This window comes from Brevundimonas huaxiensis (genome assembly GCF_014218725.1).
GTDB classification, from domain to species: domain Bacteria; phylum Pseudomonadota; class Alphaproteobacteria; order Caulobacterales; family Caulobacteraceae; genus Brevundimonas; species Brevundimonas huaxiensis.
The window spans coordinates 12,384-37,956 of record NZ_JABBJE010000008.1 but is presented as its reverse complement, the minus strand read 5'-3'; the positions used below and the strand labels follow the sequence as shown (position 1 = coordinate 37,956).

Genomic DNA, 25,573 nt, shown 5'->3' with positions numbered 1-25,573 from the left:
TTACGACCTGTTCGCCCTCTTGACCTAACGTCAGGCGGTGAACGGGGGTATCATGGGTTTTCTTCATTCGATCGCGCCTCTTTTGGCCAGCAGCGCCAGGGAGAGGGTCAAGCAGGTCCCCGTCAGGCTTTTGCTGGCCGCCTTGGTCGGTTGGGCGATGACCGAAGCCGGGATGCTGCGATGGGTCCCGCTGTGGCTGGCGGTCGCGATTGTGGTTCAGGCATTCGAACTGTGGGCCATGGCGCCGTTCAGACGCGCCGAGCCGTCACAAAGCTCGCTGTCCGTGTTCGTCGCCTTGGCGTCCACCACCGCGATGGCGACGACCTATGCCGTCATCGCCTTGGTGATCTGGTCCACCAATCACCCAGCGCTTGTCACGCTCGCCGCCCTGACGATGGCGGGCGGTCTATTGACCAACGTCGCATCCGGCATCGCTTCACGAACGATTTTCTTCATCGGCGGCAGTCCCTATCTGGCGGCGCTGGCCCTTATGCCGGCGATCAAGGTGATCCAGGGCGATACGCGTGGGGTCGTGGTCATGACCCTGTCCGCCGTTCTGTTCGTCGGCATGGTGCTGAACATCTACTGGCGGGTGCACGGATCACGTGAAGCCGAGGTGAAATCTCGGGCGGAGGCGGAAACGCGGCTGGAGCAGGCGCAGGCGGCCATGGCTGATCGCGCGGCGATGGCGGCGATCGTCAGCCACGAACTGCGCACGCCCGTCAGCGCCATCCTGGCCGGCGCCCATGTGATTCGTGACGGCAAGTTGAAGGAACATCGCGTAGAGACGGCCGATCTGATCATCGACGCCGGACGACTGATGACCGGCATGCTCAACGACCTTCTGGACCACTCCAAGATGGAGGCCGGCGCCATGGCGATGGAAAGCCGCGACTTCGAACTGGGTGATTTGATGCGCGATACGGTGCGGTTCTGGGCGGCGCCGGCTGCCGACAAGGGGCTGACGCTGGAGATGTCGGGCGTGGGCAGCGAGGCGGTGTGGCTGCGCGGGGACCCCTATCGTCTGCGCCAGATCATCAACAACCTGGTGTCCAACGCGATCAAGTTCACCCCGTCGGGCGCGATCCGTCTCGAGGCGTCGGCGCCGGGCGGGGACGGCAAGCACTGTCTGACCCTGACCGTGATCGACCAGGGCGCGGGCATTGCGCCCGAGGCGATGAGCCGGCTGTTCACCCCCTTCGCGCAGGGGTCCGCCGAGGTGGCGCGCACCTATGGCGGGACAGGCCTGGGCCTGACCGTCAGCCGGGAGCTGGCGCGGTTGATGGGTGGCGATCTGACGGTCGAGAGCACGCCGGGACAGGGGGCGGCCTTCACCCTGTGTGTCGATCTGCCGGCGGGTCAGCCGACGCAGGCCTTGGACGGACACGAGGCGGCGGCGCCCGTTCTGGCTCGGCGTCTTCGCGTGCTGGCCGTGGACGATCACGAGATCAATCGCCGAACCATCGCGCTCGTGCTTCAACCCTTGAACGTCGATCTGACCACGGCCTCGGACGGCCATCTGGCGCTGGCGCTGCTGTCGGAGAAGGTGTTCGACGTGGTGCTGATGGATGTGAATATGCCCGGCATCGACGGCAACGAGACGACACGGCGCTTGCGCGCGTCGGACGGGCCCAATGCGGACGCCCCTGTGATCGGGTTCAGCGCAGGCACGGAATCCGAACAGGTGCAGGCCTGCTATGCGGCCGGCATGACGGATTGGCTTGCCAAGCCGTTGGAGCCGAAGAAGCTCTATGACGCCTTGCACCGGGCGACATCGGCCGCGGCGCAGGCCAAGGCGGCCTAAGCCAAGGCTGCAAACCAGGGGCGCAGGCGGCTCAAGGCGTCTTCGATCTCCGGCGTCGAGACGGCGAAGCTGAAACGGATGAAGTGGTGGCCTTCGACAGGGTCGAAGTCGACGCCGGGCGCGGTGGCGACGCCGGTGTCGCGCAACAACTGCTCGCAGAAGGCCACGCTGTCGTTCGTCAGATGGCCGATGTCAGCCCAGATGTAGAAGGCGCCGTCAGGGGGCGCGATCTTGCGCAGACCCAGTGCGGGCAAGGCCTCCAGCATAAGCTGGCGGTTGCGGGCGTAGGTCTGGATATGGCCCCCCAGTTCATCGATCGCGTCCATGGCGACCAGACCGGCATGCTGGCTGAGGCTGGGCGGCGTCAGGAACATATTGCCGATATAGGCGCGGGCGGCGTCGATCCGGTCCTCCGGGACCAGCAGCCAGCCCAGGCGCCAGCCCGCCATGCTCCAGTATTTGGAGAAGCTATTGATGACCACGGCGTCGGGCGCAAACTGGAGCATCGAGGGCGTCGGGCCGACGTAGCTGAGGCCGTGGTAGATCTCGTCCGACACGATGGCGATGTTTCGCGCGCGGCAGACCTCGGCGATGGCGGCCAGCTCGGCGTCCGGGATGATGGTGCCGGTTGGATTGGCCGGGCTGGCGATGATGACGCCGGCGGGGGCGGGGTCCAAGGCCTGGAGTTGGGCGGCGGTGAGCTGGAAGCGGGTGTCGGGACCGCAGGCGATTTCGACCGGCTCAAGATGCAGGGCGCGCAGGGTGTTGCGATAGGCGACATAGCCGGGCCGGGCCAGGGCGATCCGGTCGCCGGGCTTGAACAGGGTGCTGAGCGCCAGGACCAGGGCCGGGGAGGCGCCGCAGGTCAGCAAGATGCGGTTGGGATCGACGGCGACGCCGTACCTCTCGTCGTACAGGCGCGCGATGCGGCCGCGCAGATCGGGACTTTCCCAATAGCCCATGGCGTCGGCGTCCAGCACCTGATGGGCGCGGGCGATCGCGGCGGCGGGCGCGCCGGTCGAGGGTTGGCCAGACTCCATATGGATGATCGAGCGGCCTTCGCTCTTGAGCTGATGCGCCAGGCGGCTGACGGAGATGGCGCGAAAGGGTTCGACGGTCATGGAAGGGCGTCCGCCAGTCGCAGGAAGCCCGCGACATCGATGGTTTCGGCGCGGGCGTCGGGTTCGATGCCGGCGGCCTCGCACAGGGCGGCGCCGCCCAGCTGTTTCAGGCTGGACCGCAGCATCTTGCGGCGCTGGCCAAAGGCGGCGGCGGTGACGCGTTCCAGCTTCTTCAGGCGTTCCGGCGACGGCCGCTCATCCAGCGGAACCAGATGGACGACGGCCGAAGCCACCTTGGGCGGCGGTGTGAAGGCGGCGGCGGGCAGATGCATGACGATGCGGGCGGTGCAGACGGCCTGGGCGATAACCGCCAGACGGCCGTAGGCATCCTCGCCCGGCCCTGCGGCGACGCGCTCGGCCACTTCCTTCTGGAACATCAGGGTGAGGCTGTGAGGCAGCCACGGACCAGTCAGCCATTTGATCAGCAGGGCGGTGCCGACGTTATAGGGCAGGTTCGACACCAGATGGGTCGGGCCGGAGACCAGATCGGCCTCCTTCACCTTCAGCGCATCGGCCTCGACGAGGGTCAGGCGGCCGGATCCGTCGTCCAGTTCGGTCAGCAGGGGGATGAAGCGCGGATCCTTTTCCACCAGGACCACGGGGCCGGCGTCGGATTCCAGCAGGGCGCGCGTCAGGCCGCCTGGACCGGGGCCGACCTCGATCACCCCGCGACCGTCGAACGGACCGGCCAGACGCACGATCTTGCGGGTGACGTTCAGGTCCAGCAGGAAATGCTGGCCGAAACTCTTCTTGGCCGAAAGGCCGTGGGCGTCGAGGGTTTCGCGGAGAGAGGGAAGGTCGGTCACACGCCCTGTTAGCGCGCGGCGCGGGCCGCCGCCATCTCCGATGCCAGGCGAATGGCGGCGATCAGGCTGTCTGCGCGCGCGACGCCCTTGCCGGCGATGTCGAAGCCTGTGCCGTGGTCGGGCGAGGTGCGAATGATGGGCAGGCCCAGGGAGACATTGACGCCGCCCCAGAAATCCAGGGTCTTGACCGGGATCAGAGCCTGGTCGTGATACATGCAGATTGCGGCGTCATAGGCCGCGCGGGCTTCGTCGTGGAACAGGGTGTCGGCCGGTCGGGGGTCGGTGATGTCGATGCCCTCGGCGCGGAGCTGTTCGGCGACGGGAATCAGAATGTCGCGTTCCTGCAGACCCAGAGCGCCGCCTTCGCCCGCATGGGGATTGAGGGCCGCCATGGCCAGACGCGGTCGGGCGATGGCGAAGTCGCGTTTCAGGCTTTCGTGGACGACGCGGGCGGTGCGGGCGACGCGCTCGGCTGTGACCAGTTCCGGCACCTGATCCAGGGCGACGTGAATGGTGACGAGGCAGGCGCGCAGGTCTTGGGCCGTCAGCATCATCACCGGCCCTCGCGTGCCGGCATAGGGCGCATCGGCCGTCAGTTCGGCGATGAACTCGGTATGGCCGGGAAAGCGAAAGCCCGAGGCGTACATCGGCGCCTTGGCGATCGGGGCGGTGACGACGCCGGACGCCTCGCCCGACAGGGCGAAGCTGACCGCCTCTTCGATGCCGTCCGCGACGGGTGAGGCATTGGCCGGATCGGGCGACCCGACCAGGACCGGTGCGGGCAGGGGGCGATGAAGGACGGGAAGGGCTGAGCCGAACAGGCCGCCGGCGTCGCCGGGAGTCCCGACTTCGGCCACGGCGACGCCTTGTGCGCGAAGCAGCGCCGCGTCGCCGATGACGGCGAAGGCCGTCTGGTCGGCGCGCAACGCTTTCCAGGCGGCGGCCACGATCTCCGGCCCGACGCCGGCGGGTTCGCCCAGCGTCAGGACCAAAGGCGCGACCGCTGGGGTCATTTGAACTCGATCAGGGCGTCGCTGCGCAGATCGCGCAGATACCGGCGCTCCAGCACGGCCAGGTTCTGGGCGCGCAGACGGTTTTCGACCTGCTGACGGTTCGGCGCTTCCGGCCCGCCGACGCGACGACCGCAGACGGCGACCAAGTGTAGACCCAGCGGGGTGCGGATCGGCGTCGAGACCGAACCGATTTCACCGGTGCGGGCGAACTGCTGGAATTGGGGCGCCAGGTTGGCGACGTCGGATTCGCCGAGATCTGCGCCCAGGACGCCCTGAGTCGCGCGCGCCTGGGAGATAATGTTGTCGCACGTCAGGCCGTTGCGCAGACCCTCCAGCTTGGCGGTCGCAGCGGCCACGTCAGCTTCCGACGCCGTCTCGGGCAGTTCGACCATGACCTGCTTCAGCGAAACCAGGCTGGTGGAGGCGCCGTCACGCTTGTCGCGGAGGTAGAGGATATAGACGCCGCCATCGACGACGATGGGGTTCGACAGTTGTCCCGGCTGGAGCTGTTCCAACACCGATTGCACCGCCGGCTGAAGCGAATCCTTGACCACCCAGCCCGCATCGCCCGGCACGCGGGCGCTGGCCGAAGGGGCGGCTGAGAACTGCTGGGCGACGGCCTGGAACGGCGCGCCCTGAATGATCTGCTGAACCAGCTGGCGGGCGCCGTTCAGGGCCGCCTGCGCGCCGCCGACGCGCGCGGCGTCGATGTAGATTTCGCCGAGCAGGAACTGGGGCTTGGAGGCCGCCTCGTTCAGACGGCGGACTTCCTGATCTACCTGAAGGGTGCTGGCGCGGGCGCGGCTGTTGAAGCGGCCCGGGATCAGCTGGCTCCAGCCGATCTGGGTGCGCAGGTTGTCGCGGAAGGCGGCGGGCTGGATGCCGCCCTGCTGCAGGAACTGCATATAGGCCTGCGGCGTCGTGCCGGCGGCGCGGGCCATTTCGGCGATCTCGCCGTCGACTTCCTCGTCCGTGACCTTCAGGCTCTCGAACTTGGCCATCTCCTGATCCTTGAGGCGATCCTCGATCAGGGCGTTCAGGGCGGCCTGCTGAATGGCGGGCAGGTTCTGCTCGGTCGGCTGAACCTGAGACGAGGCGATCAGCATCAGCATGCGCTGACGCAGATCAAAGCCGGTGATGATCTTGTCATTGACCGTGGCGACGATGCCGTCGGCCATTTCGAACTGAGGCTCGGCGCGCGCCGTCGTCGGCGCCTCTTCAGCCGCAGGATTCGGCGCGCCGGCCGCAGGACCTGGCTGGGGCGTGGGGGTCTGTGCCGGAGCGGGCGCCGTCTGGGCATAGGCCGAACCGGCGAGGAGGACTGCCGCGAGCGCAGCCCCCGTCGAATAACGCATCAAACCCATTGGTCGTCCTGATTCCTCACAGCGGTCCGCCAGCCAGGCCGGCAGGCGGTCGCGCCCCGTAAAGCGTCATGCTCAACGCATATCGCCCTGTCCATAACCTGAACCTCCGAAAGTGGCGAGGTTTAGGCGCACATAGATGCCTTCCGACGGGCCGCCGGGCCGGGCGCGGGTGTTGTCGCGCCGATAACCCAGTTCGAACCGCAGGCAGTCGTCGTCGAACAGCACGCCGACTTCGGATCGCGTGATCTCGTTCTCGTCCGGATCGGCGATGCCGGCGACGGTGAAGCCCCAGTTCTGGAAGACGAACTGCTGACCCGCCAACTGGACGAACTCGTAGTTGCGGTTCAGCGGCCCGTCGACGGGGTTCGACTGATCCAGAATGTAGCTGACGGTCGCCAGGTTGCGGCGACCCCAGCGGCCGTCCAGCGCCGCTTCGGCGCGGCGCACCTCGCCCGAACCGTCGACCGTGGCGTGGAACCAGCTGCGAATGCGATCCGACGGCGAGAAGTCGCCCTGGACCACCCAGTCGGAGGTCTCTGAGGCCAGGCCCGTGGGGTCATAGAGACGCGCAGGATCATCGGGAATCGACGTCTTGAAGTCGTCCTGCTGGTCGAAACGATAGCTGCGTCCCACGAACAGGCTGGCCTTGCGACCTTCAGCCCAGCGGATCGTGGCCCGGCCGCCCGCCGTCACGCGCGCGCCGCCTTCCAGCAGATCGTAGCCGGAGAAGCGATCCATGCGGAACAGCGACGACTCGTCCAGTTCCAGAACCTGGGAGTCCTCGATGGGGATGCGGCGGTCCAGGCTGACCTTGTTGGAGACCGAGACCTGACCCACCGGCTCCAGGATGATGTCGGCGTCTGCGATACGCTTGATCAACGGATAGGCGACATCCACGCCCGCGCTGAATCTGGACCGACTGACCGTCTCGTCGCTATCGACGCCCATCATCGGCGGCAGGTCGGACATGGAATAGAGATCGACGCGCGTATCGACGAACGGCTCCACCCGCATGCCGACCGGCAGGATGATCGCCCGTCGCCATTCCATCTGACCCGTGATGCGGCGGCTGTCGACGCCGGCCAGACCTGTCGTGACGGGGGGAACGATCTCCGGGTTCAGGATCGGCGCGCCGACGAAAGCGTCGCGATAAAGAGAGACGGCCGAGCCCTTCAAGCGCAGCCGGCCGCCGAAGACCAGTTCTCGCGGCTCCCAGCGGGCGTCGATCAGCGGAGCGACCAAAGGCAGGGTGTCGTCGTCCTCGAACACCTTAAAGCCGTTGGCGTCGCGGAAGTCCGTTGCGGCGAAGGCCGGATCTAGGCGCAGGCTCTGGATCGAGAAGGCCGCGACCGAAACATAGGACCGATCGGTCTGATGTTCGGCGTAGATCTGGCTGATCAGACGACGGCGGTCGCCGTAATACAGGCCGTTGTCCTGATACGGAGAGCGCACATCGTAGCGATCGAACAGCGTCTTGTCCGAGGTGCGCTCGGCCGTGAAGCCGAACCGCCAGGGGCCATCCGGATCGAACTCGCCGTGCGACAACAGATAGCTGCGGTGTTCGCGATCGCCGAACTTGACGTTGCTTTCAAAGTCGCCGTCGCCGTCCCGATCGAAGTCGCCGAACTCGCGCTCGTAGGTATAGCCGCCGCGCGCCACGATCATGCCGTTGGCGAACCGTCGACGCCATTGTAGATTCAGCAGCGGCGCGACCCTGGTGTTGATCTGCGGGCTGATCAGCCAGTCCTCGGACGGCGACACGACGTGCAGATAGGGAACCTCGACGGAGACGCCGCGACCCTCGTCATAGTTGACGATGGGCACCAGAAAGCCCGACGCGCGCTCGACCGAGGGATCGGGGTGGGCGAAGAAGGGCGTGTAGAAGACGGGCACCGGCCCGATGTAGAAGACGGCGTTGCGATACAGGATCGCGCGCAACTGCTCGTCCTGCGTCACCTTTTCCGCCTGGATCGAGATGGTCGGCGTCTTGGGACCGCCATCGTCGCATATCGGGCAGGGGGTGAAGCGGGCGTAGTTCAGTTCGCTGACGTTCTCGCTGCGACGCACAGCCGTTGCGGCCATCAGACTGGCGCCGTTGGCCAGACGCGTGGCGAAATCCACGGCGACGCCGGTCTCCAGGTTTTCGTCCAGCTCAAGACGGCTGGCGTAGACCACCGTGCCGTCGGGCGCGATGGCCTCGACGCGGCCTTCGGCCGTCGCCGAGCCGGCGTTCAGATCATACGATAGGTTCTCGCCGCGCAGCACATGGCCGCGCGTGCGGACATAGACGCGGTTCTCGGGCGTGCCGCTGACGATGATGTTGTCGCCTTCGCGACGCGCATTGTCGGCATCGACATAGACCGCTTCGGGCGGCAGGCCGTCGGAAGGCGCGGCTGCGGCTGGAGGGGGTGTTTGCGCCCATGCAGGCGTCGCCAAGGGCGCGCAGGCGACCAGGGCCGCACCGGCGAGAAGCCTTGCTTTGAAAGCGTCGAAGCGCCGATCACCCTGCATAGGCCATCCGTAGTCTGAGAAGCGAGCGCCCGATTAGCCGTCTTCGGTATAGAACAGCAAGGTCAAGGCTGCGAGCGCCGTAAGAACAGGCGGCAGCCAGGCGGCGACGAAGGGCGCCACGACCTCGGCCGATCCCATCGCCGACGAAAACTGGTTCAGGAAGAAGAAGGCGAAGCCCAGCACCACGGCCGCCACGCTCATGCGCGCCAGGTCGCCCAATCGCATTAGCCGCAGCGAGAAGGCGGCGGCTAGGATGGACATGGCGGCGAACACCAGCGGCGTGGCCAGAAGTTGCTGGAAGCGCAGGCGATAGGCGGTCGATGTGAAGCCGGCGTTCTCGATTCGGCTGATCTGGTTGGGCAGCGACCAGAAGGGCGTGGCCTGCGGCCGGGCGAAACGATCGAAGGCCTCGTCGTCGGCCAGGCTGGAGACCAGGGTCAGGCTGGAATAGGTGACGGCGCGCTGGCCGATCTGGGCGCCGACGGCGTCGGTCAGGCGCCAGCTGCCGGCGTTCAAAGAGGCCGACTTGGCGTCGATCCGCTCGGAGAAGGTGCGACCGCCGCCGGGCGCGGTCGTATAGATGAAGAAGCTGACGTTCAGCAGGCGCGCGTTGGCGCGGTCCTGCTGGCCGGCGCGGATGATCATCTGGCGCTGATCGTCGCCCTCGCGCAGCCAGATCGCCTCCTTGGGGTCGCCGCCGGGCGCCGTACCGGAAATCCGTGCGCGCTCGCGTTGCCACAGACCGTCGCCGGCCGAGGCCATCGGACCCAAGACCGTGACGGTGAGCACGCCCAGGACGAAGGCCATGCCGGCCGCCGGCAGGACGAAACGCCAGGCGGAGACGCCGGCAGCGCGCATGGCGATCAGTTCGCTGCGTCGGTTCAGGCTGATGAAGGCCGACAGGGTGCCGAACAGGAAAACGAACGGCATCAACTGCACGATGACCGACGGCGACTTCAGCAGCACCAGGCCGAAAATGCGCACGGCCGACAAATCCTGGGCCGAGCCAACGCCGCGCGAGACCTCGACGAAGTCGATCAGCATGACGAGGGCCGAAATCACGGCCAGGGCTACACCCAGCGACTTCAACTGCTGGACCAGCACATAGCGTTCGATGCCGCCGAGACGGGGGATATGCGGCGAGCGACGGGCGGAGGCGGCGAGGGCGGTCATGCGAACTTGGCCTTCAGATCGCGCAGGGCGGCGGTGGTCCGGCTGCGACGCGGCTTCAGCGCGCGGAACAGAACCCGCAGGGCGACGACGATGGCCACGATCGGCACGACGTATTGGAGCACGTTCATCCAGCCGTTCCAGGCGCTGGCGGCTACGAGGCCGTAGCCGATGACGCGCAGGACCAGGAACAGGCCCGCCGCCTTGGCGATGCGCAAGGTATAGCCGGTGCGGCTGAAGGCGCCGCCCAGGATGGCCGAAAGCGCCAGCGCCATGGCGACCATGGCGTAGAGGGGCGAGGCCAGCCGCGAATGCGCCTCGGCCAGCAGTTCGCCGCGCGAGCCTGCGACCTCAAGCACCTTGGCCGTCGGGTTCAGCAGTTGCCGCAGATAGAGGTCGGTCGGCTTGTAGCGAATGGTGTCGGTCACCCCGACGAAGGGTGCGAGAGAAAAATCGTATCGCCCGAACGACAGCGTCTCCAGCACGCCGCCCGACGAATAGCGCTGGGCCGAGCCGTCGATCATGGTCAGGATCGGAATGCCGCCGGCGTCGCGGCTGAAGCGCGCCTCGGACGCGTTCCAGGTCGTGACCTTGTCCTTGTCGTCCAGATAGACGAACAGGTTCTTCAACAGACCGTTCTGCTCGATCTGCTGCACATAGACGGTCAGGCCGTCAGGCCCCTGAACGAACTGGCCTTCCTCGACCAGCAGGGCGGCGAGGTCGGTGCGGATGTCGAACGCCTGACGCCGCGCCTCCTGCTGCGCCCAAGGCAGAATGAAGACATTGACCAGCAGAGTGACCAGGGCGACCAGCACGGCGATGCGGGCGGCCGGCGATATGACCTGCCACCGGGTCATGCCCCCCGCAAAGGCCGCCGTCAGCTCCTGCTCGCGTTGCAGACGGGTCAGGGCGATCAGGGCGCCGACGAAAAGGCCAATCGGCAGAATCACCGACAGCAGTTGCGGCAAGGCGAGCAGGGTCAGCTTGACCATGATCCACACGCTCTGGCCCCGCTCCACGATGACCTGGAGTTGGTCGAGGCTCTGGCTCAGAATCCCGATTCCCGCCAGCGCTGCGCACGCGGCGATCACAGGGAACAGGATCTGGCGAAAAAGGTATCTTTGAATCAGGGTCATGGGCGGATGGACTTCGCCCGGTTGCAGGCGGCGACATTGAGGCGCATCTAGTAGCACATCAGGGCGCGTCCGCGACAAGCAGACGCGCCGTTGTCATTTTGCTGTTTGCAGACGCCGGGTGGGGCCTGGCTGGAGTTGATTGAATGAAGATCGAATTCGTCGCCGCCGTGGACGCCGCCGAAATCCTGGCCGTACCGGTTTTTGAAGATCGCACCTTCACCGCCGCCGGGACCGCGCTGGACGGCAAGGCCAACGGCGCCCTGACCAAGGCGGCGGGCAAGGGTCGTTTCACGGGCAAGGCAGGACAGAGCCTGAGCATCGCCGCGCCAGCGGGCGTCGAGGCGGACGCCGTGCTGCTCGTCGGCGCGGGCGCAAAGGACAAGCTGGATGACCTGGCGGTCGAGGCCTTCGGCGGCAACGCCTATGCGGCGGTCAAGCTGTCGGGCGCCGAGGTGCTGACGATCGACGCTTCGGACCTGTCGCCTGAGCAGGCCGCCCGCGTCGGTTTCGCCGCGCGTCTGGCCGCCTATCGCTTCGACAAGTATCGCACGACGCAAAAGGCCGACAAGATTCCGTCGATCACCACCATCCGCGTGGTCACGACCGACCTGCGGGGCGCTGAAGCCGCGCTGGAGCCGCTGTCGGCCGTCGCCGACGGCGTGATCTTCGCGCGCGATCTGGTGTCCGAACCCGCCAACGTCCTGTATCCGGCCGAGTTCGCCAAGCGGGTGAAGGCGCTGGAGAGCCTGGGCCTTGAAGTCGAAATCCTCGGCGAGGCCGAGATGGAGAAGCTGGGCATGCGCACCCTGTTGGGCGTGGGCCAGGGCAGCCGTCGCGAGAGCCAGCTGGCGATCATGAAGTGGAACGGCGGCGAAGCCGGCGCTCAGCCCCTGGCCTTCGTCGGCAAAGGCGTCTGCTTCGACACCGGCGGCATCTCGATCAAGCCGGCCGAAGGCATGGAAGACATGAAGTGGGACATGGGCGGCGCGGCCGCCGTGACCGGCACCATGATCGCCTTGGCCAGCCGCAAGGCCAAGGTCAACGTCGTCGGGGTGCTGGGCCTGGTCGAAAACATGCCGGACGGCAACGCCCAGCGTCCGGGCGATGTGGTCGTGTCCATGTCGGGTCAGACGGTGGAGGTCATCAACACCGACGCCGAAGGTCGCCTCGTTCTGGCCGACGCCCTCTGGTACACCCAAGAGCGTTTCAAGCCGAAGTTCATGATCGACCTGGCCACCCTGACGGGCGCCATGATCGTGGCCCTTGGCCTGGATTACGCCGGCGTCTTCTCGAACTCTGACGATGTCGCCGATCCGATCCTGGCGGCGGCCAAGAAGGTCGGCGAGAACTTCTGGCGCATGCCGATCCCGGCCATCTACGAGCAGCACATCGATTCCAAGATCGCCGATGTGAAGAACACCGGCAACGGCCGCGCCGGTGGCTCGATCACCGCCGCCCTGTTCCTGCAACGCTTCACCAACGGCGTGCCGTGGGCGCACCTGGACATCGCGCCGACGGCCTGGGCCAACAAGAGCCCCAGCCCCACCGTGCCGGAAGGCGGCGTCGGCTTCGCCGTGCGGACGCTGGACCGGATGGTCGCGGATTCCTACGAAGGCTGATCGGTTGGGAGGTAGAGCCGGGTGAGCGACAAGCCCGAAATCTGGTTCTATCACTTGGAGCGTTCATCGCTGGATCAGGTGCTGCCAACCCTGCTCGAAAAGACGATCGAGCGGGGTTGGCGGGCCATGATCAAATCGTCGCATTCGCATCGGCTGGACGAGGTCGACGAGACGCTGTGGACGTTTCGCGATGACAGCTTTTTGCCGCACGGCCGGGCCGACCAGCCCCATGCCGAGCGCCAGCCTGTGCTGTTGAGCGAGACAGGGGAGAACCTGAACGGCGCTCAGGCGCTGTTCATAGTCGACGACGCAGAACTGGGCGGGACGGAAGGGTTCGAACGATGCTTCATTATTTTCGACGGTCGCGACGAGCCGGCTTTGCAACACGCGCGGGGACGTTGGAAGGCGCTGAAGGGGCAGGGCGCGAACCTGGCCTATTGGCGTCAAACGGACGAAGGGCGCTGGGAAAAGGCGGCCTGATCGGACTGGTTCTGCTGGCCGGTTGTTCGACGCCGGTTTCCGAGGCGCCCGCGCCGCGTGCGGTCGAGCAGGCTCAGCTCAACCCGCCCGTCGGCAGCCGAATGCCGACCGCCCAGACCGAGGACGTCTGCAAGGCCGGCGAGATGCAATATCTGGTCGGCAAGTCCCGGACCGAAATCCCGGTGCCGGTGGACGTCGTCAATCGGCGCGTGACCTGCACCACCTGCCCGGTGACGCAGGACTTCTCCGCCTATCGTCTGAACATCTTCTACAACGAACAGACCGGCATCATCGAACAGGTCCGCTGCGGCTGAGCCCGATGCAAGGAGACGACCATGAAGATCATCGTGAGCACCCTGTTGGCCGCCGGCGCATTGGCCGTGTCGGCCTGCGCGCCAGTCCAGACCGCCGAGCCTGCGTCGGCATCGGACACCGCCTTCAAGGCGTGCAAGGTTTCGGACTATCAGAGCTATGTCGGCCGCAACCGTTCGGCCATCCCGACCGCGCCCGCCGGCCAGACCTTCCGTGTGCTTTGCACCACCTGCGCCGCGACCATGGACTATCGCGAGAACCGGGTGAACTTCGTCTATGACGAGGCGACCGACATCGTGCGCGAAGTGAAGTGCGGCTGAAGGTTAGCGCCCCACCGTATCGCCCGGCCACAGCGGTCCGCTGAACTTCTCCGCCAGATAGTCCATGAAGGCCGTGACCCTGGCCGGGCGCGGTCCGCCGCTGGGCGCCACCAGATGCAGGGCGATGGGCGGCAGGCGCCAGTCGGTCATCACCGTCTCGAGATGGCCGTCGGCGACGTCCTTCCAGTAGATGAAGTCCGGCTGGGGAAAGAGCCCCAGACCCGCGCACAACGACGCCGTCAGGGCGTCGGAGTTGTTGGCCCGCAGCGGCCCGCGCGGATGCACGACCACTTCTTCACCCGCCGCATTGCTGAACCGCCATGTGTCGGGGCTGGGCATGTAGGCGTAGCCGAGGCAGGCGTGACGGGCCAGATCGTCGGGATGGTTGGGGCGACCCCGCTGATCCAGATAGGACGGCGAGGCCACCAGGGCGCGGGCCACAGGCCGCAGCTTGCGCGCCGTCAGCGAGGAATCGGCCAGGGCGGCGATCCTCAGCGCGCAATCGAAGCCGCCGCCGACCAGATCGATGACCTCATCCGACAGGTGCAAATCGACCGACACATCCGGGTGCGTGGCGAGGAACTCGGGCAGGGCCGGGGCCACATAGGCCATGCCGAACGACATGGGCGCCGCCAGTCGCACCAGGCCGCGCGGCGTAACGGACATATCCAACGCCTCCGACACCGCGCCCTCGGCCTCGGCCAGCATGTGGGCGGCGCGGGCGGCCAGGGTTCGGCCTGCATCGATAAGGGCGAAGCGCCGCGACGTGCGGTGGAGCAGTGTGGTCTTCAGCTGTTGTTCCAGACGCGTGACCGCCTTGGACACGGTCGCTTTGGACAGGCCCAGCGTCTCGGCCGCGCCGGAGAAGGACTGGCTGTCGGCGACCTTGGCGAAGATGGCCAGGGCTTCCAGATCGGGCAGGCGGGACATGGGCGGCGTTGCGTCCTGAAACGATGAGTTTCGGTTGTTTCTATTTCTGATCGGTCGCCGATCTCTATCTTGCCGTCAAGCAAAGGCGTCGGACGGTTCCGACGCGAAAGGACGAGTGCGATGATCGAGCGCAGACCATTTGAATCCCTCGGCGGCGCCAACCACGGCTGGCTGAACGCCAAACACCATTTCTCCTTCGCCAACTACTATGATCCCAAGCGGATGAGCTGGGGCAATCTGCGGGTCTGGAACGACGACGAGATCGCCGCCGGCACCGGTTTCCCGCCGCATCCGCACGCCGACATGGAGATCATCACCTATGTCCGCGACGGGGCCATCACCCATGAGGACAGTCTGGGCAACAAGGGCCGCACCGTCGCGGGCGATGTCCAGGTGATGAGCGCCGGAACCGGCATCCGGCACGCCGAATACAACGCCGAGCCGGACCTGACGCGGATCTTCCAGATCTGGATCGAGCCGACCCGTCGCGGCGACGCGCCGAGTTGGGGCACCAAGCCCTTCCCCAAGGGCGAGCGGTCAGGTCAGTTCGTGGTCCTGGCGTCGGGCTTTGAGGGCGATACGCTTGAAAGCGGTGGGGACGCCCTGCCGATTCGCACCGATGCGCGGATCGTGGCGGCGACGCTGAAGGCAGGCGACAGCGCCGACTATCCGTTAGGCGGCGCGCGGCGGGCCTATCTGGTCCCGGCGAAGGGCGAGGTCGAGGTCAATGGCGTCCGACTGAACGCCCGTGACGGCGCGGCCATTGCTCAGGAGGATGTCGTGACGGTCAAGGCGCTGTCGGACGCCGAGGTCGTGCTGGTGGACGCCGCCTGATTTTCGGAACAAGCTTCACGGTCGGACCCGATCCGACCGTGAACAACCGCATCAAAAAGGCGAGGAAAGAGAATGTTCAATCAAGCGAATGGCTGGTCTTCCCGCGCCCTGGCGGCGCTCAGGATCGTCGCCGGTCTGTTGTTCCTGGCGCATGGCGTCATCAAGGTCTTCGGCTTTCCGGCCGGGGCCGAACCCGGTCAGCAGGAGTTGCTGTCGCTGTTCGGCATCGGCGGGGTGATCGAGCTGATCACGGGCTTGTTGCTGATTCTTGGCCTGTTCACGCGTCCGGCCGCCTTCATCGCCTCGGGCCAGATGGCGGTCGCCTACTGGATGTTCCACTCCCCCAGCAGCCCGTATCCGGCGGTGAACGGCGGCGACGCGGCCATCCTGTACTGCTTCATCTTCCTGTACATCTTCACCGCCGGTCCGGGCGCGTGGAGCATGGACAATCGAACCGCAAAGCGGTTCTGATCTGTGGAAATGGAAAGGCCGCCGCGCTGTCCTGCGCGGCGGTTTTTTCATGCCCGAAGGCTTGCGGCCCAGTCGGCGGCGCGGACCAGGCTATCGACGATGCCGGGTTCCGACGAGGCGTGGCCGGCGTCGCCGACGATGTCCAGATGGGCCTCGGGCCAGGCGCGGTGCAACGCCCAGGCGCCTGAAATCGGCGTCACCACATCGAACCGGCCCTGCGCGATCCAGCAAGGGATATGCCGCATCCGGTCAACATTCTTCAGCAGCCAGCCGTCCTCCTCGAAAAAGCCGGCGTTGGTGAAGAACCAGTTTTCGATCCGGGCGAAGGCGACGGCGAAGTCGGGCTCGGCGAACTTGTCCGGCCGGGCGTTGGGGCCCTCGACGCTGACGGTTTCGCCCTCCCAGCTGGACCAAGCGACGGCGCAGAGCTCGCGCTCGGCGACATCATCGCCGATCAGCCGCTTGTAATAGGCGGCCATCAGGTCGCCGCGCTCGGCCTCGGGGATGGGGGCCACGAACCGCTCCCAGGCGTCGGGGAAGATCATCGAGGCGCCGTCCTGATAGAACCAGTGCAACTCCTTCTTCGTCAGCAGGAAGATGCCGCGCAGCAGCAGGGCCAGAACCCGATCCGGATGGGTGATGGCGTAGGCCATCGACAGGGTCGAACCCCAGGACCCGCCGAACACCACCCATTTGTCGACGCCGCACAGGACGCGCAGACGCTCGATATCGTCGATCAGGGTCCAGGTCGTGTTGTTTTCCAGCGAGGCGTGGGGCCGCGACTGACCACAGCCGCGCTGGTCGAACATGATGATGCGATAGACGGCCGGGTCGAAGAAGCGGCGCATGCCCGGATTGACCGCGCCGCCTGGTCCCCCGTGTAGAACCAGGACCGGCAGGCCGTGCGGATTGCCGGATTCCTCGTAATAGATTTCATGCACGCCTTCGGTCGGCATCCAACCCGAGGCGTAGGCCTCGATCTCGGGGTGGAGCACACGACGCGGCTCGGCGGGCGTGGGGAAGGCCATGGATGCTGGGTCTTTCTACGAGGAAATCAGGGGCGAGAGCGCAAGGCCGCAAAGGCCAGGCAGAGCCAGCCGGCGATCATCAGTAGGCCGCCGATCGGGGCCACGGCGCCGAACGCCGGCACGCCGAGAAACGCGATCGCCGCCAGGGCGAGGCAGAAGATCAGGCCGCCGATCGATCCGAGCCAGCCCGCAAGGCGCGCTAGCCCGCCGCCCCCTGTCCATCGGGCGCAGGCGAAGGCGAAGACGGCGTGGACGATCTGATACTGGGCGCCGGTGGTCAGCAGGGTCTTGATCTGCGGCCCGGCGCCATGCGCGGCGAAGGCGCCCAGCGCCACGGCCAGGGCGCCATTCAGGGCGGCGAATACGATCAGGTTGCGACTCACTGTCATTTCAAAACCCTAGACCGCCAGTTCGACGATGTCTGCGACCCAGGAAGGTTAACCGACACGCGGCAGCGGCGTCAGGTGGCTGGCCATTGCCGAGGCGGCGGCCTTGACGCCCTTTCGCACGGCCGCCTCATTGGCTGGGGCGGGCGCGCGCAGCAGGCCGATCGACGGCGTCAGAGGGCCGTCCGGCAAATCCGAGAGCACGCGGTAGAGAATATAGGAGCCGGCGTCTTCCTCGATGTCGGACGAGGCGTCGGCCTGCAGCCCGGCGGCGGTCAGGGCGCGAACCATGTCGGCGACGGGCGCCGTGGTGCGGGCCACGCCCGGCCCGGTGCTGGACAGGCGGTGCTTGTAGTCGAGAGTGCGGTTCTCGGCGCGCATCTGGACCCGGAAGCCAGCGCCCTTTTGCGTGCGTCCGACCAGGAGGACAGCCCGGCACTCTCCGCTCCCGAGACGGGCGGCCAGGGTGGAGGCGAGTTCGTCGGGATCGGCGGCGGCGATGGGCACGGCGCGGGCCCCGCTGGGACTCCAGATTTCGCCCGACAGATCCTCGACCAGATCCCACCCGTCATCGTCGCCGTCATAGGCGCATATGATGATGCCAGGGCGGCGATCGCCGCTCGTCCGACTGTCGATTTCGTTCATCGTGCCAGTCATAGCCCCATCCATGACAGTTCGGTGACGTGCAAGTGGCTGTAACTTCCCGACGCCGTCAAGTCTGCAAAAGTCTTAGCCCAGGTCGCCGACCGCCGCATCCAGCAACATGAAGGCGCGACCGCTGTCGGACGCCAGGCTGGACTGCACCGCCGCGCTGTCTCCGGCGCGAGCCGAAGCGTTCAGCATGACCGCGAAGTTGCGGACATAGCGTTCGGCGTCAGCCCGCAGTTCAGCGTCGCTGAGGACACGGCGAGACACGCTGCGGACGGCGGCCGGGGCGACGCGACGCACGATCTGACGCGCGGCGTCGGGGTCGCCGTTGCTGAAGGCGCGGGCGGCTTCTTCGACTCGCGAGCGGGGCAGGAGGGCGTTGGGATCGACCCCCATGCGCCGGATGGCGGCGGCGACCCGGTCGGACAGGGCTTCGGCCTCGGCAGGCGAAGGGGAGGGCGTGTCCAGCTCCAGCGGGGCCTCGTTGTCGTCGTCGCCGTCGATCAGATCGCTCCAGTCCAGGCCCTTGTCCGTGGACGGCGGCGGCGTCTCTGCGGGCTCGAGGCGCAGGCGGCTGCGCAGACCGAACCGGCGCTCTTCGGCAGGCGGCGAGGCGGGGGGCGTGGGGCGATCGATCCAGCGCTCGGGACGAGGTTCGGGCCGGGCTTCGATCTCTGCGGCCGGCTCGCGACGCCGCACCGGGGTCGTATCGCCCGACACCACGCCCATCAGACGCACGGCCTCGGTCAGCATGTCGTAGTTCCGGCGCACGCGATCCTGGAAGCCGACATCCAACGCCTCGGTGTCCTCGGCCGCCTTGCGCGACGCGGCCGAAAGGGAGGCCAGGCCTTCCTCGACCGTGGCGCGCACGGCGTCGGCGCGGGCGCGGGCTTCCTGAGGCAGGCGCGCGGCGCGTTCGTCGATGTCGGCGACGGCGGTGTCGATTTCCGACAAGGCGCTGTTGAGACGAGCGACCAGGGTTTCCAGCCGGCTGACCATCCGCTCGCCGGTCTCTTCGACCAGGCCGGATGTTTCGGTGACGATGCGGCGGGCGTCGGCGATGCGAGCGTCGGCGGCCGTGTCGGCCTTTTGGGCGGCTTCGAACAGGGATTCACCCAGTCGGTCGGTGCGGAGACGGGCCTGTTCTGCGGCGTCGGCTGCGGCGGCGCGGGAATCTTCGGCTGTGGCGCGCATCTGTTCCAGGGCGCGGCGCGTCTCTTCCATCAGAGCGTCGCGCGCCTCGGCGGCCAGCGCTTCGAAGCGATCCAGGGCGAGCTTGGTGGCGGAATCGAAGCCGTCGGCCTCGCGTTGCGACATGTCGACGAGAGCGCGGAACTGGTCGGTGGCGGCCTCGACCAGATCGCGCATGGACTCGACCGAGGTCTGGGTGGTGCGATCCAGATCGCCCGCGGCGCTGCGCGTGGCGGACAGGTGTTCGATCAGCTGGGCGCGCTGGCTTTCGACCTGGGCGGAGAAGTCCTCCTGATCCGTGCGCAGGGCGTAGGCGGCGGTGACCAAGGCGGCGCGCTGCTGACTGAGGCCTTCCTCGACGGACTGGATCTGCTCGGCGACGCCCGAACCGGCGTTCTCCAGTCGAATGGTCTGGCGCGCCAGATCGTCGGAGGCCACGCGGGCGGCGTCTTGGGCTTCGCCTGCGGCGGCGGCGAGGTCGGCGGCGCGCGCAGCAAGGGCGGCCTCGGCTTCACGGAGTTGCGCCTGAGCCAGATCGGAGGCGTCCGCGACCATGCGCGACTGACGCTCGACCGCGTCGATGACGCCCGACGCCTGGGTATCCAGGTGGATGCCCAGGGTCTGCATCTGGTCACGCTCGCGGCCCAGATTTTCGGTGAGACGTCGTGCGGTGCGGCCGGCGTTCTCGGCCGCCTCGTTCAGGCGCGCTGTCTCCTGGGCCAACGCCTCTCGGAGCAGGGCCATGTCGTTGCGTGCGCGTTCCGCCGCCAGGGTGGCGTGATCGATGTCGGAACGCAGCGTCTGAAGCACCTCGCCGGTTTGCTGGGCGGCCAGGGCGGTCGGGGCCACCAGGGCCTCGGCCAGTTGCCGGGCGCGACGCGTCTCCGCGGCCAGACCGGCGCCCTGTCGGACGGCATGGGCCAACATGATGGCCAAACCCGCAGGGGCCAGGGCGATCAGGGCGTAGATGGCGATCCGGAGCGGGTCCAGTTCGGCCCCGCCGGCGCCGAACTCGTAAGCGGCCCAGGAGGCGACACCGCCGATCCACAGGGCGGAGGCGACGCCTGCGATCACATAGGCGTGTCGGCCGGACGGCTCGCCCTGGGCCTTGGCTTGAACAGTTTTCACAGCCGGCGGTTTGGACAGCTCGAACGGCGCGGGCGGCTGACCGGCGGTGACCGCCATATCGACAGGCGTCTTTGTCGTCGCTTCCGCATTGACAGGGGCGGCGCCCCTTTCGGCGGCAAGGGCGCGTTCTTCGGCCTGCCGCTGCTCTTCCAGCAGGCGACGGCGGCGGCGCTCCGACATCGGCGGCTCGAACGTCGGCTGCACGATCTCGAAGTCAGGCTCGGGAATCGGATCGAGCGACGGTGTCGCCTCCTGGACCGACATTTCATCGGAGGCCGAAAGATCGACCGGCGCGGCGGCCTCGTCGTCGGTCAGCTTCAGCGGCGGCCGTTTGGGAGACTTCATAAGCTCAAAAACTCGATCTCTACGCGGGCGTCCGACAGCGCCGAGGAAACCCTAGAGCATGATCGATGCGGACGAAACCGACTCAAGTCCGCAACCTGTCGATGAACCGCGTCATGCAGCGCGCAAAGCGCCGCAGCGTTCAGCAGTCGCGCTTGGATTCGGACAGCAGCGTGGCGTTGGAGCCGGTGTCACGGCACTCCACCACACGGCGCACTTCGCGGTCGCCGTGGTTGGGGTTGTGGGTGTCGACGCCGAACTGCGTCAGGACGGCGGCGGCCAGCAGGGCGATGAAGCCAGCGATCAGTTCGACAAGCGCCTGCATTCTACCCTCCCTCGCAGCCTGTATGGCTACGCTCCTTATGCGCCAAATCGGCGAACGTCACAATCCCGCCCTGAAAGATTGACCGAAGGACACGCGCGTGGAACGGAGGATGCAGGCGCTTCGACACCATGTCACGCGAATCAGACAGATAGGTCGCATGACTTTAGCCGGCGACAGTTACGAAGGCAGTCTGCTGGAGCAGGGGCCAGCCCTGTGGACGTCCGCCGTCGCGCACCGCTTTTCGGTGTTGATGGAAAACGAGGCCTATTTCGACGCCCTGTCGTCCGCGATTCACAAGGCCCAACGCTCCATCGTGCTGCTGGGATGGCAGTTCGATCCACGCACCCATCTGGATCCGGAAACGCGGCCCGGCGACAAGTCGGCGGAAATCGGTCGCCAGCTGCGGATGCTGGTCAAGAAAAAGCCGGACCTGGATGTGCGACTGCTCATCTGGAAATCGCCGCTGCTGATCGCCGCGTCGCAGGGCTTCTATCCGCACAAGGCGCAGCGCTGGTTCCGTAAGCGGATGGTGGAGTTCCGGCTCGATTCCCCCGGTCCTATCGGCGCCTGTCATCACCAGAAGGTGGTGGTCATCGACGACAAGGTGGCCTTCTGCGGCGGTGGCGACATCTCGACCGATCGCTGGGATTCCGACGAACATCTGGACGGCGACCCGCGCCGCGCCCTGCCTAGCGGCCTGATCTGCAAGGCGCGTCACGAGGTGATGAGCGTGATGGACGGCCCTGCGGCGCGAGCCCTGGGCGATCTGGCGCGCGAACGCTGGTTCAAGGCGACGTGGGAGCGCACTATCCCTGATGAGGTCGAGGACGATCCCTGGCCCGACGGCGTGCCGGTGCAGATGACCGACGTGCCCGTCGGCATCGCCCGCACAGAGCCGAAATGGTCGGGGCGTCACGAGGTGCGCGAGAGCGAGGCCTTGCACCTGGAATCCATCCGGCGCGCCAAGCGGCTGATCTATATCGAAAACCAGTATTTCACCTCGCCGGTCATCGCCGCCGCGCTGGCCGAACGACTAGCCGAGGTGGAGGGGCCGCAGGTCATCGTCATCTCGACCGCCAAGAGCCCGAGCTGGTTCGACAGCATGACCATGGACACGGCCCGGGCCGAGGTGCTTCATCGGCTGGAGCAGGCGGACAAATACAACCGCTTCTTCGCCTTCGCCCCGCTGACCGCCGACGGCGACCGGATCATCGTCCACGCCAAGGTGACCATCATTGATGATCGGTTGCTCAGGATCGGGTCCACCAATCTGAACAACCGGTCGATGGGCTTGGATACCGAATGCGACATCGCCGCCGAGCCTGTCGATGCGGCGGGTCGGGCCTTCATTACGGCGTACCGTCACCGGACGATCGCCCATTGGCTGGGCGTCGCGACGGAGGACTATGCCGCGGTCGAGGGCGTCTTCGGCTCAATGGGACAGGCGATCTGCAACTTCGAAACCGATCGACTGAAGCCGTTGGGTTCAGAGCCCCCGACGCGTATCCAGCGGATGTTTGCGGAATGGCAGTTGGGCGACCCCACGTCGTCCAGCGACGCCTGGCGCCCGTGGAAGCGTCTGAACCGTTCGCAGCGCACCCGCCCCGCGTCCGAGGGCGGTCACGCGCCGGGTTGAACGACCTCGAAATCGACGATCAGCGGCAGGTGGTCCGAGGCCACGCGCGCCAGGGGCGAGAAGGCGGATTGCACTGCGCGGATGCGGATATGCGGGCTGACGAAACAGTGGTCGATGCGGATAGCGGGGAAGGCGGACGGGAAGGTCTTCACGCTGGGCTTCTGGCCCAACTGACGCTGGCAGTCCTGTAGGCTGCGGCACAGGGTCTGATAGGGGCGAGTGATGGAGGTGGCGTTGAAATCGCCGGCCAACAGGATCGGTCCCTCGCATGCGCCGACCCAGCCGGACCCGGCCAGAGCGGCGGCCTGAAGCCGCTGTTCGCGTGGGACCAGACCCAGGTGGGTGTTCATGACGTTCACGCCCGTGCCGTCGATCTCGATTTCCGACCAGATCGCCCCGCGCGGTTCCAGGCCCGGAATGCCGCTCACGGTCGGCAGGGCGCCGGCACGGATCAGCCGTTCGGGGTGCGGGGTCAGGATGGCGTCGCCGTACTGTTCGGCCTCGACCCGCATCGCCGGGTGAAAGCGTGAGGTCATGGCCAGACAGTCGGCGATCGCCTCGGCCTGATCGACCCCGCCTGTGCGCGCGCGGCCGACATCCAGTTCCTGCAGGCAGACGATGTCCGGCTCGAATTCGGCGATGACGGCGACGATCCGGCCGACATCCAGACGGCGATCCGTGCCGACGCAGCGGTGGACATTGTAGGTGAGAAGGCGAGGCATGAGCTGGCGGCTGTTTGAAAGATGACCGTGGGCTAGGCCTTCTGGCGCGCGATTGCGACCCCGATGCGACGATCAGAGCAGGATCAGATGATCGGGCAACTCATTGCGATTGTCGGCGCGCGGCGGAAAGTGGCGGGCCAGAACCTCGCCGCACAGACCGATGGCGGCGGCGAATCCATCGACGGGTCGGTCGGCGCGCAACTCGCGGGTCAGGACGGCGACGGCCTGCGCCCAGGCGTCCTCATCGACCTTGGCGTAGATGCCTTCATCGGCGATCAGTTCGACCTGATGTTCGTCCAGGGCCGCGAAGATTAGCACGCCCGTGCGCTCCTGCGTGACACGGACGCCTTGGGCCAGGAACTGCTGCAAGGCCGCCTCCCTGACGCGGCCGCGCCTGACGCCGGCAGGCGTCACGAGACGGCGCACGGCCGGGATACGAGTCACCAGAAAGACGCCGACGAAAACGACGGCCTGCGACAGGGCGTAAAGGCCCAGAGCCTGCGCCGTCGTGGCCTCTTGCGCGGCCTGGTGGGCCGCCTCCCAGCCATTGCTGGGCCAGCGAAGATCCAGCACGAAAGGTACGAAGACGATCGGGGCCACAAGCGCCATCGCCGCCGCCCAGGCCAGGCTGACGTCCACGTAGGTCGAGACCCGGCGCGCGACGACGCAGAAGATTTCGCCCGATGTCTGACGCTCGGCGGCCGCTATGGCTTCGGCGATGCGGGTGCGGTCGTTGTCCGTGATCTGCATCACCATCCCCCCGACGCGCCGCCGCCGCCGAAACTGCCGCCTCCGCCGCCGAACCCGCCCCCGCCGAAGCCGCCGCCGCCGCCCCAACCGCCGCCGCCTCTGCCGGAGTTCCGCAGCGCCTCGGACGCCGCCCACAGCAGGACCGAGCTGACATTGCTGCGTCGTCCGCGTCCGGACCGCATGGCGATCAAGAAGATGAAGAGGAAAAGCCCGGCGATGATGACCAGCGGAATGATGGAGTCGCCCTTGGTGTCGGCTTGCTCGGCTGCGGCGGCCTGGGCGCGCGCCTGCGCCTCCGCCGGGTCGAGCGACAGCTGGGCGATCAGGGCGTCGACGCCCTTGATCACGCCCGCCTGGTAATCGCCGTCGCGGAAGGCCGGCAGAATGTCGTTGCGAATGACCTGGGACGAGAAGGCGTCGGTCAGAATGGGCTCCAGCCCATAGCCGACCTCGACGCGGACCTTGCGTTCGTTCGGCGCGACGATCAGCAGGGCGCCGTTATCGTTCTCCTTCTGACCGATGCCCCAGGCGCGACCCAGCTGATAGCCGTAGTCCTCGATCTCCTGATCCTGGAGGCTGTTGACCGTCACGACGACCAACTGGTCGGTGGAACTGGCTTCCAGCGCCGCGAGCTTTTCGGTCAGGGCTTGTTCCGTCGCCGGATCAAGCAGATTGGCCTGATCGACCACGCGGCCGGTCAGGGGCGGGAAGTCGATCTTGCTCTGAGCCGCCGCCGGCAGGACCAGCAGCAAGGCGATGACAAGGCTGACAAGGAAGGCGGCGACGCCCGGCGAACGCCGCGCCGCCGCTTGAAGATTTGTCACTGGGCGGGCGGGGGCGCGCCCGGCGCCACGGCCGGAGCGCCGCCGCCGGGCGCCGAGGCGTTGGCGGGCGGGGCGTTCAGGTTGAAGTTGACCTGGGGCGCCGACTGGGCGGCGGCGGTGGCGGTGAACAACTGCATCGGCTGCGACCCGCCGTGCAGGGTCTTGGCCCAGATCACCTGCGGGAAGGTGCGAAGCGTCGTGTTGTAGTCGCGGACGGCCTCATTGTAGTCGCGGCGCGCGATCTGAATGCGGTTTTCGGTGCCTTCCAGTTGGGACTGCAAGGTCAGGAAGTTCTGGTTGGCCTGAAGTTGCGGATAGGCTTCGACCGTCACCAGCAGGCGCGACAGGGCGCCGGACAGCTGGCCCTGGGCTTCCTGATACTGCTGGAAGGCCTGCGGATTATCGAGGTCGTCGGCCGAGACGTTGACCGAGGTGGCGCGGGCGCGGGCGTTGATGACGTCCGTCAGGGTGGTGCGTTCCTGAATCGCGGCGCCTTGAACCGTCGCGACCAGATTGGGGATCAGGTCGGCGCGGCGCTGATACTGGCTCTGCACATCGGCCCAGGCCGCCTCGGCGCGTTCCTGCTTGGTTGGAATTGTGTTGTAGCCGCAGCCCGCCACGGCGGGGACGATCATCAGAGCGCCGGTCAGAGCGACGGCGCGAGCGTTGAAGCGGACCATGACATCTCCCGTTCGGCGACAG

Annotated in this window: 25 protein-coding genes; 8 read left to right on the top strand and 17 right to left on the bottom strand. The window is 67.0% G+C overall.

Annotated features, from left to right (window positions below):
* Positions 1-172 precede the first annotated feature (172 nt).
* The gene (locus HF680_RS13635) at positions 173-1,804 is read left to right on the top strand and encodes an ATP-binding protein (RefSeq protein WP_235968991.1); all 1,632 of its coding nucleotides are present in this window, start codon (positions 173-175) and stop codon (positions 1,802-1,804) included.
* Here HF680_RS13635 and HF680_RS13630 read toward each other — a convergent pair.
* From HF680_RS13630 to HF680_RS13600, 7 genes are all read right to left on the bottom strand, one after another.
* On the bottom strand, positions 1,801-2,925 hold the full coding sequence (locus HF680_RS13630; RefSeq protein ID WP_185225439.1) for a pyridoxal phosphate-dependent aminotransferase: 1,125 nt from the start codon (positions 2,923-2,925) through the stop codon (positions 1,801-1,803). The two genes, HF680_RS13635 and HF680_RS13630, sit on opposite strands and share 4 nt — an antisense overlap.
* Complete coding sequence (gene rsmA / locus HF680_RS13625) at positions 2,922-3,731, bottom strand: 16S rRNA (adenine(1518)-N(6)/adenine(1519)-N(6))-dimethyltransferase RsmA (protein ID WP_185225438.1); 810 nt, start codon at positions 3,729-3,731, stop codon at positions 2,922-2,924. The genes HF680_RS13630 and rsmA overlap by 4 nt, the downstream gene beginning before the upstream one ends.
* An 8-nt stretch (positions 3,732-3,739) precedes the next feature.
* Positions 3,740-4,744 carry a 4-hydroxythreonine-4-phosphate dehydrogenase PdxA gene (gene pdxA, locus HF680_RS13620; protein WP_185225437.1) on the bottom strand — a complete coding sequence of 335 codons (1,005 nt, stop codon included), beginning with the start codon at positions 4,742-4,744 and terminating at the stop codon, positions 3,740-3,742.
* Entirely contained in the window at positions 4,741-6,108 is a 1,368-nt protein-coding gene (locus HF680_RS13615; RefSeq protein WP_235968990.1) for a peptidylprolyl isomerase, read from the bottom strand. Before HF680_RS13615 ends, pdxA begins: the two co-directional genes overlap by 4 nt.
* Positions 6,109-6,180: 72 nt before the next feature.
* A complete protein-coding gene (locus HF680_RS13610; RefSeq protein ID WP_185225436.1) occupies positions 6,181-8,619 on the bottom strand; it encodes an LPS-assembly protein LptD in 2,439 nt (812 codons plus the stop codon).
* 33 nt (positions 8,620-8,652) lie between these two features.
* A complete protein-coding gene (lptG, locus tag HF680_RS13605) occupies positions 8,653-9,792 on the bottom strand; it encodes an LPS export ABC transporter permease LptG (protein WP_185225435.1) in 1,140 nt (379 codons plus the stop codon).
* Positions 9,789-10,925, bottom strand: coding sequence for an LptF/LptG family permease (locus tag HF680_RS13600; protein ID WP_066551675.1), 1,137 nt, complete (start codon positions 10,923-10,925; stop codon positions 9,789-9,791). Before HF680_RS13600 ends, lptG begins: the two co-directional genes overlap by 4 nt.
* 143 nt (positions 10,926-11,068) lie before the next feature.
* Between HF680_RS13600 and HF680_RS13595 the strand changes: the two genes are divergently transcribed.
* From HF680_RS13595 to HF680_RS13580, 4 genes are read left to right on the top strand one after another with little or no spacing between them, the layout of a single operon-like run.
* Positions 11,069-12,544 (top strand): leucyl aminopeptidase, encoded by a 1,476-nt coding sequence (locus HF680_RS13595; RefSeq protein WP_185225434.1) that lies wholly within the window; start codon positions 11,069-11,071, stop codon positions 12,542-12,544.
* Positions 12,545-12,565: 21 nt separating this feature from the next.
* Entirely contained in the window at positions 12,566-13,024 is a 459-nt protein-coding gene (locus HF680_RS13590) for a DNA polymerase III subunit chi (protein WP_055755192.1), read from the top strand.
* Positions 12,982-13,338 carry a hypothetical protein gene (locus HF680_RS16070; RefSeq protein WP_174085785.1) on the top strand — a complete coding sequence of 119 codons (357 nt, stop codon included), beginning with the start codon at positions 12,982-12,984 and terminating at the stop codon, positions 13,336-13,338. Before HF680_RS13590 ends, HF680_RS16070 begins: the two co-directional genes overlap by 43 nt.
* Before the next feature lie 21 nt (positions 13,339-13,359).
* Positions 13,360-13,656, top strand: a complete 297-nt coding sequence (locus tag HF680_RS13580) for a hemolysin (protein ID WP_185225433.1) — start codon at positions 13,360-13,362, stop codon at positions 13,654-13,656.
* 3 nt (positions 13,657-13,659) lie between these two features.
* Here the strand turns inward: HF680_RS13580 and HF680_RS13575 are convergent, their stop codons facing one another.
* Positions 13,660-14,586 carry a LysR family transcriptional regulator gene (locus HF680_RS13575; protein WP_185225432.1) on the bottom strand — a complete coding sequence of 309 codons (927 nt, stop codon included), beginning with the start codon at positions 14,584-14,586 and terminating at the stop codon, positions 13,660-13,662.
* A 120-nt stretch (positions 14,587-14,706) separates the two neighbouring features.
* Between HF680_RS13575 and HF680_RS13570 the strand changes: the two genes are divergently transcribed.
* A complete protein-coding gene (locus tag HF680_RS13570; protein ID WP_045811267.1) occupies positions 14,707-15,420 on the top strand; it encodes a pirin family protein in 714 nt (237 codons plus the stop codon).
* A gap of 72 nt (positions 15,421-15,492) precedes the next feature.
* Positions 15,493-15,891 carry a DoxX family protein gene (locus HF680_RS13565; RefSeq protein WP_045811266.1) on the top strand — a complete coding sequence of 133 codons (399 nt, stop codon included), beginning with the start codon at positions 15,493-15,495 and terminating at the stop codon, positions 15,889-15,891.
* A gap of 47 nt (positions 15,892-15,938) precedes the next feature.
* Here the strand turns inward: HF680_RS13565 and pip are convergent, their stop codons facing one another.
* From pip to HF680_RS13540, 5 genes are all read right to left on the bottom strand, one after another.
* The gene (pip, locus tag HF680_RS13560) at positions 15,939-16,919 is read right to left on the bottom strand and encodes a prolyl aminopeptidase (RefSeq protein WP_045811265.1); all 981 of its coding nucleotides are present in this window, start codon (positions 16,917-16,919) and stop codon (positions 15,939-15,941) included.
* 26 nt (positions 16,920-16,945) lie between these two features.
* Positions 16,946-17,308 (bottom strand): DUF423 domain-containing protein, encoded by a 363-nt coding sequence (locus tag HF680_RS13555; protein ID WP_045811264.1) that lies wholly within the window; start codon positions 17,306-17,308, stop codon positions 16,946-16,948.
* A 48-nt stretch (positions 17,309-17,356) separates the two neighbouring features.
* Positions 17,357-17,962 (bottom strand): C15 family peptidase, encoded by a 606-nt coding sequence (locus HF680_RS13550; protein WP_082064464.1) that lies wholly within the window; start codon positions 17,960-17,962, stop codon positions 17,357-17,359.
* Between the two features lie 72 nt (positions 17,963-18,034).
* A complete protein-coding gene (locus tag HF680_RS13545; RefSeq protein ID WP_185225431.1) occupies positions 18,035-20,617 on the bottom strand; it encodes a tipN in 2,583 nt (860 codons plus the stop codon).
* Between the two features lie 139 nt (positions 20,618-20,756).
* Entirely contained in the window at positions 20,757-20,939 is a 183-nt protein-coding gene (locus HF680_RS13540; protein ID WP_039247996.1) for a hypothetical protein, read from the bottom strand.
* 157 nt (positions 20,940-21,096) lie between these two features.
* Here HF680_RS13540 and HF680_RS13535 point away from each other — a divergent pair, with 157 nt between their 5' ends.
* The gene (locus tag HF680_RS13535) at positions 21,097-22,575 is read left to right on the top strand and encodes a phospholipase D-like domain-containing protein (protein ID WP_052689560.1); all 1,479 of its coding nucleotides are present in this window, start codon (positions 21,097-21,099) and stop codon (positions 22,573-22,575) included.
* Here the strand turns inward: HF680_RS13535 and HF680_RS13530 are convergent.
* From HF680_RS13530 to HF680_RS13515, 4 genes are all read right to left on the bottom strand, one after another.
* On the bottom strand, positions 22,560-23,297 hold the full coding sequence (locus HF680_RS13530; protein WP_185225430.1) for an endonuclease/exonuclease/phosphatase family protein: 738 nt from the start codon (positions 23,295-23,297) through the stop codon (positions 22,560-22,562). The genes HF680_RS13535 and HF680_RS13530 overlap by 16 nt on opposite strands.
* A 72-nt stretch (positions 23,298-23,369) precedes the next feature.
* The gene (locus HF680_RS13525; RefSeq protein WP_235968989.1) at positions 23,370-24,047 is read right to left on the bottom strand and encodes a TPM domain-containing protein; all 678 of its coding nucleotides are present in this window, start codon (positions 24,045-24,047) and stop codon (positions 23,370-23,372) included.
* Positions 24,047-24,871: a TPM domain-containing protein gene (locus HF680_RS13520; protein ID WP_185225428.1), complete on the bottom strand. Its 825-nt coding sequence runs from the start codon at positions 24,869-24,871 to the stop codon at positions 24,047-24,049. The genes HF680_RS13525 and HF680_RS13520 overlap by 1 nt, the downstream gene beginning before the upstream one ends.
* Positions 24,868-25,551 (bottom strand): LemA family protein, encoded by a 684-nt coding sequence (locus HF680_RS13515; protein WP_185225427.1) that lies wholly within the window; start codon positions 25,549-25,551, stop codon positions 24,868-24,870. The genes HF680_RS13520 and HF680_RS13515 overlap by 4 nt, the downstream gene beginning before the upstream one ends.
* Between the last annotated feature and the right edge of the window lie 22 nt (positions 25,552-25,573).

Bases quoted from the DNA above. Each gene is read 5' to 3' on its own strand.
- HF680_RS13635 (WP_235968991.1), top strand. From the start codon at position 173: ATGCTGCGATGGGTCCCGCTGTGGCTGGCGGTCGCGATTGTGGTTCAG.
- HF680_RS13630 (WP_185225439.1), bottom strand. From the start codon at position 2,925: ATGACCGTCGAACCCTTTCGCGCCATCTCCGTCAGCCGCCTGGCGCAT.
- pdxA (WP_185225437.1), bottom strand. From the start codon at position 4,744: ATGACCCCAGCGGTCGCGCCTTTGGTCCTGACGCTGGGCGAACCCGCC.
- HF680_RS13615 (WP_235968990.1), bottom strand. From the start codon at position 6,108: ATGGGTTTGATGCGTTATTCGACGGGGGCTGCGCTCGCGGCAGTCCTC.
- HF680_RS13610 (WP_185225436.1), bottom strand. From the start codon at position 8,619: ATGCAGGGTGATCGGCGCTTCGACGCTTTCAAAGCAAGGCTTCTCGCC.
- lptG (WP_185225435.1), bottom strand. From the start codon at position 9,792: ATGACCGCCCTCGCCGCCTCCGCCCGTCGCTCGCCGCATATCCCCCGT.
- HF680_RS13600 (WP_066551675.1), bottom strand. From the start codon at position 10,925: ATGACCCTGATTCAAAGATACCTTTTTCGCCAGATCCTGTTCCCTGTG.
- HF680_RS13595 (WP_185225434.1), top strand. From the start codon at position 11,069: ATGAAGATCGAATTCGTCGCCGCCGTGGACGCCGCCGAAATCCTGGCC.
- HF680_RS13580 (WP_185225433.1), top strand. From the start codon at position 13,360: ATGAAGATCATCGTGAGCACCCTGTTGGCCGCCGGCGCATTGGCCGTG.
- HF680_RS13575 (WP_185225432.1), bottom strand. From the start codon at position 14,586: ATGTCCCGCCTGCCCGATCTGGAAGCCCTGGCCATCTTCGCCAAGGTC.
- HF680_RS13570 (WP_045811267.1), top strand. From the start codon at position 14,707: ATGATCGAGCGCAGACCATTTGAATCCCTCGGCGGCGCCAACCACGGC.
- HF680_RS13565 (WP_045811266.1), top strand. From the start codon at position 15,493: ATGTTCAATCAAGCGAATGGCTGGTCTTCCCGCGCCCTGGCGGCGCTC.
- pip (WP_045811265.1), bottom strand. From the start codon at position 16,919: ATGGCCTTCCCCACGCCCGCCGAGCCGCGTCGTGTGCTCCACCCCGAG.
- HF680_RS13555 (WP_045811264.1), bottom strand. From the start codon at position 17,308: ATGACAGTGAGTCGCAACCTGATCGTATTCGCCGCCCTGAATGGCGCC.
- HF680_RS13550 (WP_082064464.1), bottom strand. From the start codon at position 17,962: ATGACTGGCACGATGAACGAAATCGACAGTCGGACGAGCGGCGATCGC.
- HF680_RS13545 (WP_185225431.1), bottom strand. From the start codon at position 20,617: ATGAAGTCTCCCAAACGGCCGCCGCTGAAGCTGACCGACGACGAGGCC.
- HF680_RS13540 (WP_039247996.1), bottom strand. From the start codon at position 20,939: ATGCAGGCGCTTGTCGAACTGATCGCTGGCTTCATCGCCCTGCTGGCC.
- HF680_RS13535 (WP_052689560.1), top strand. From the start codon at position 21,097: ATGACTTTAGCCGGCGACAGTTACGAAGGCAGTCTGCTGGAGCAGGGG.
- HF680_RS13530 (WP_185225430.1), bottom strand. From the start codon at position 23,297: ATGCCTCGCCTTCTCACCTACAATGTCCACCGCTGCGTCGGCACGGAT.
- HF680_RS13525 (WP_235968989.1), bottom strand. From the start codon at position 24,047: ATGCAGATCACGGACAACGACCGCACCCGCATCGCCGAAGCCATAGCG.
- HF680_RS13515 (WP_185225427.1), bottom strand. From the start codon at position 25,551: ATGGTCCGCTTCAACGCTCGCGCCGTCGCTCTGACCGGCGCTCTGATG.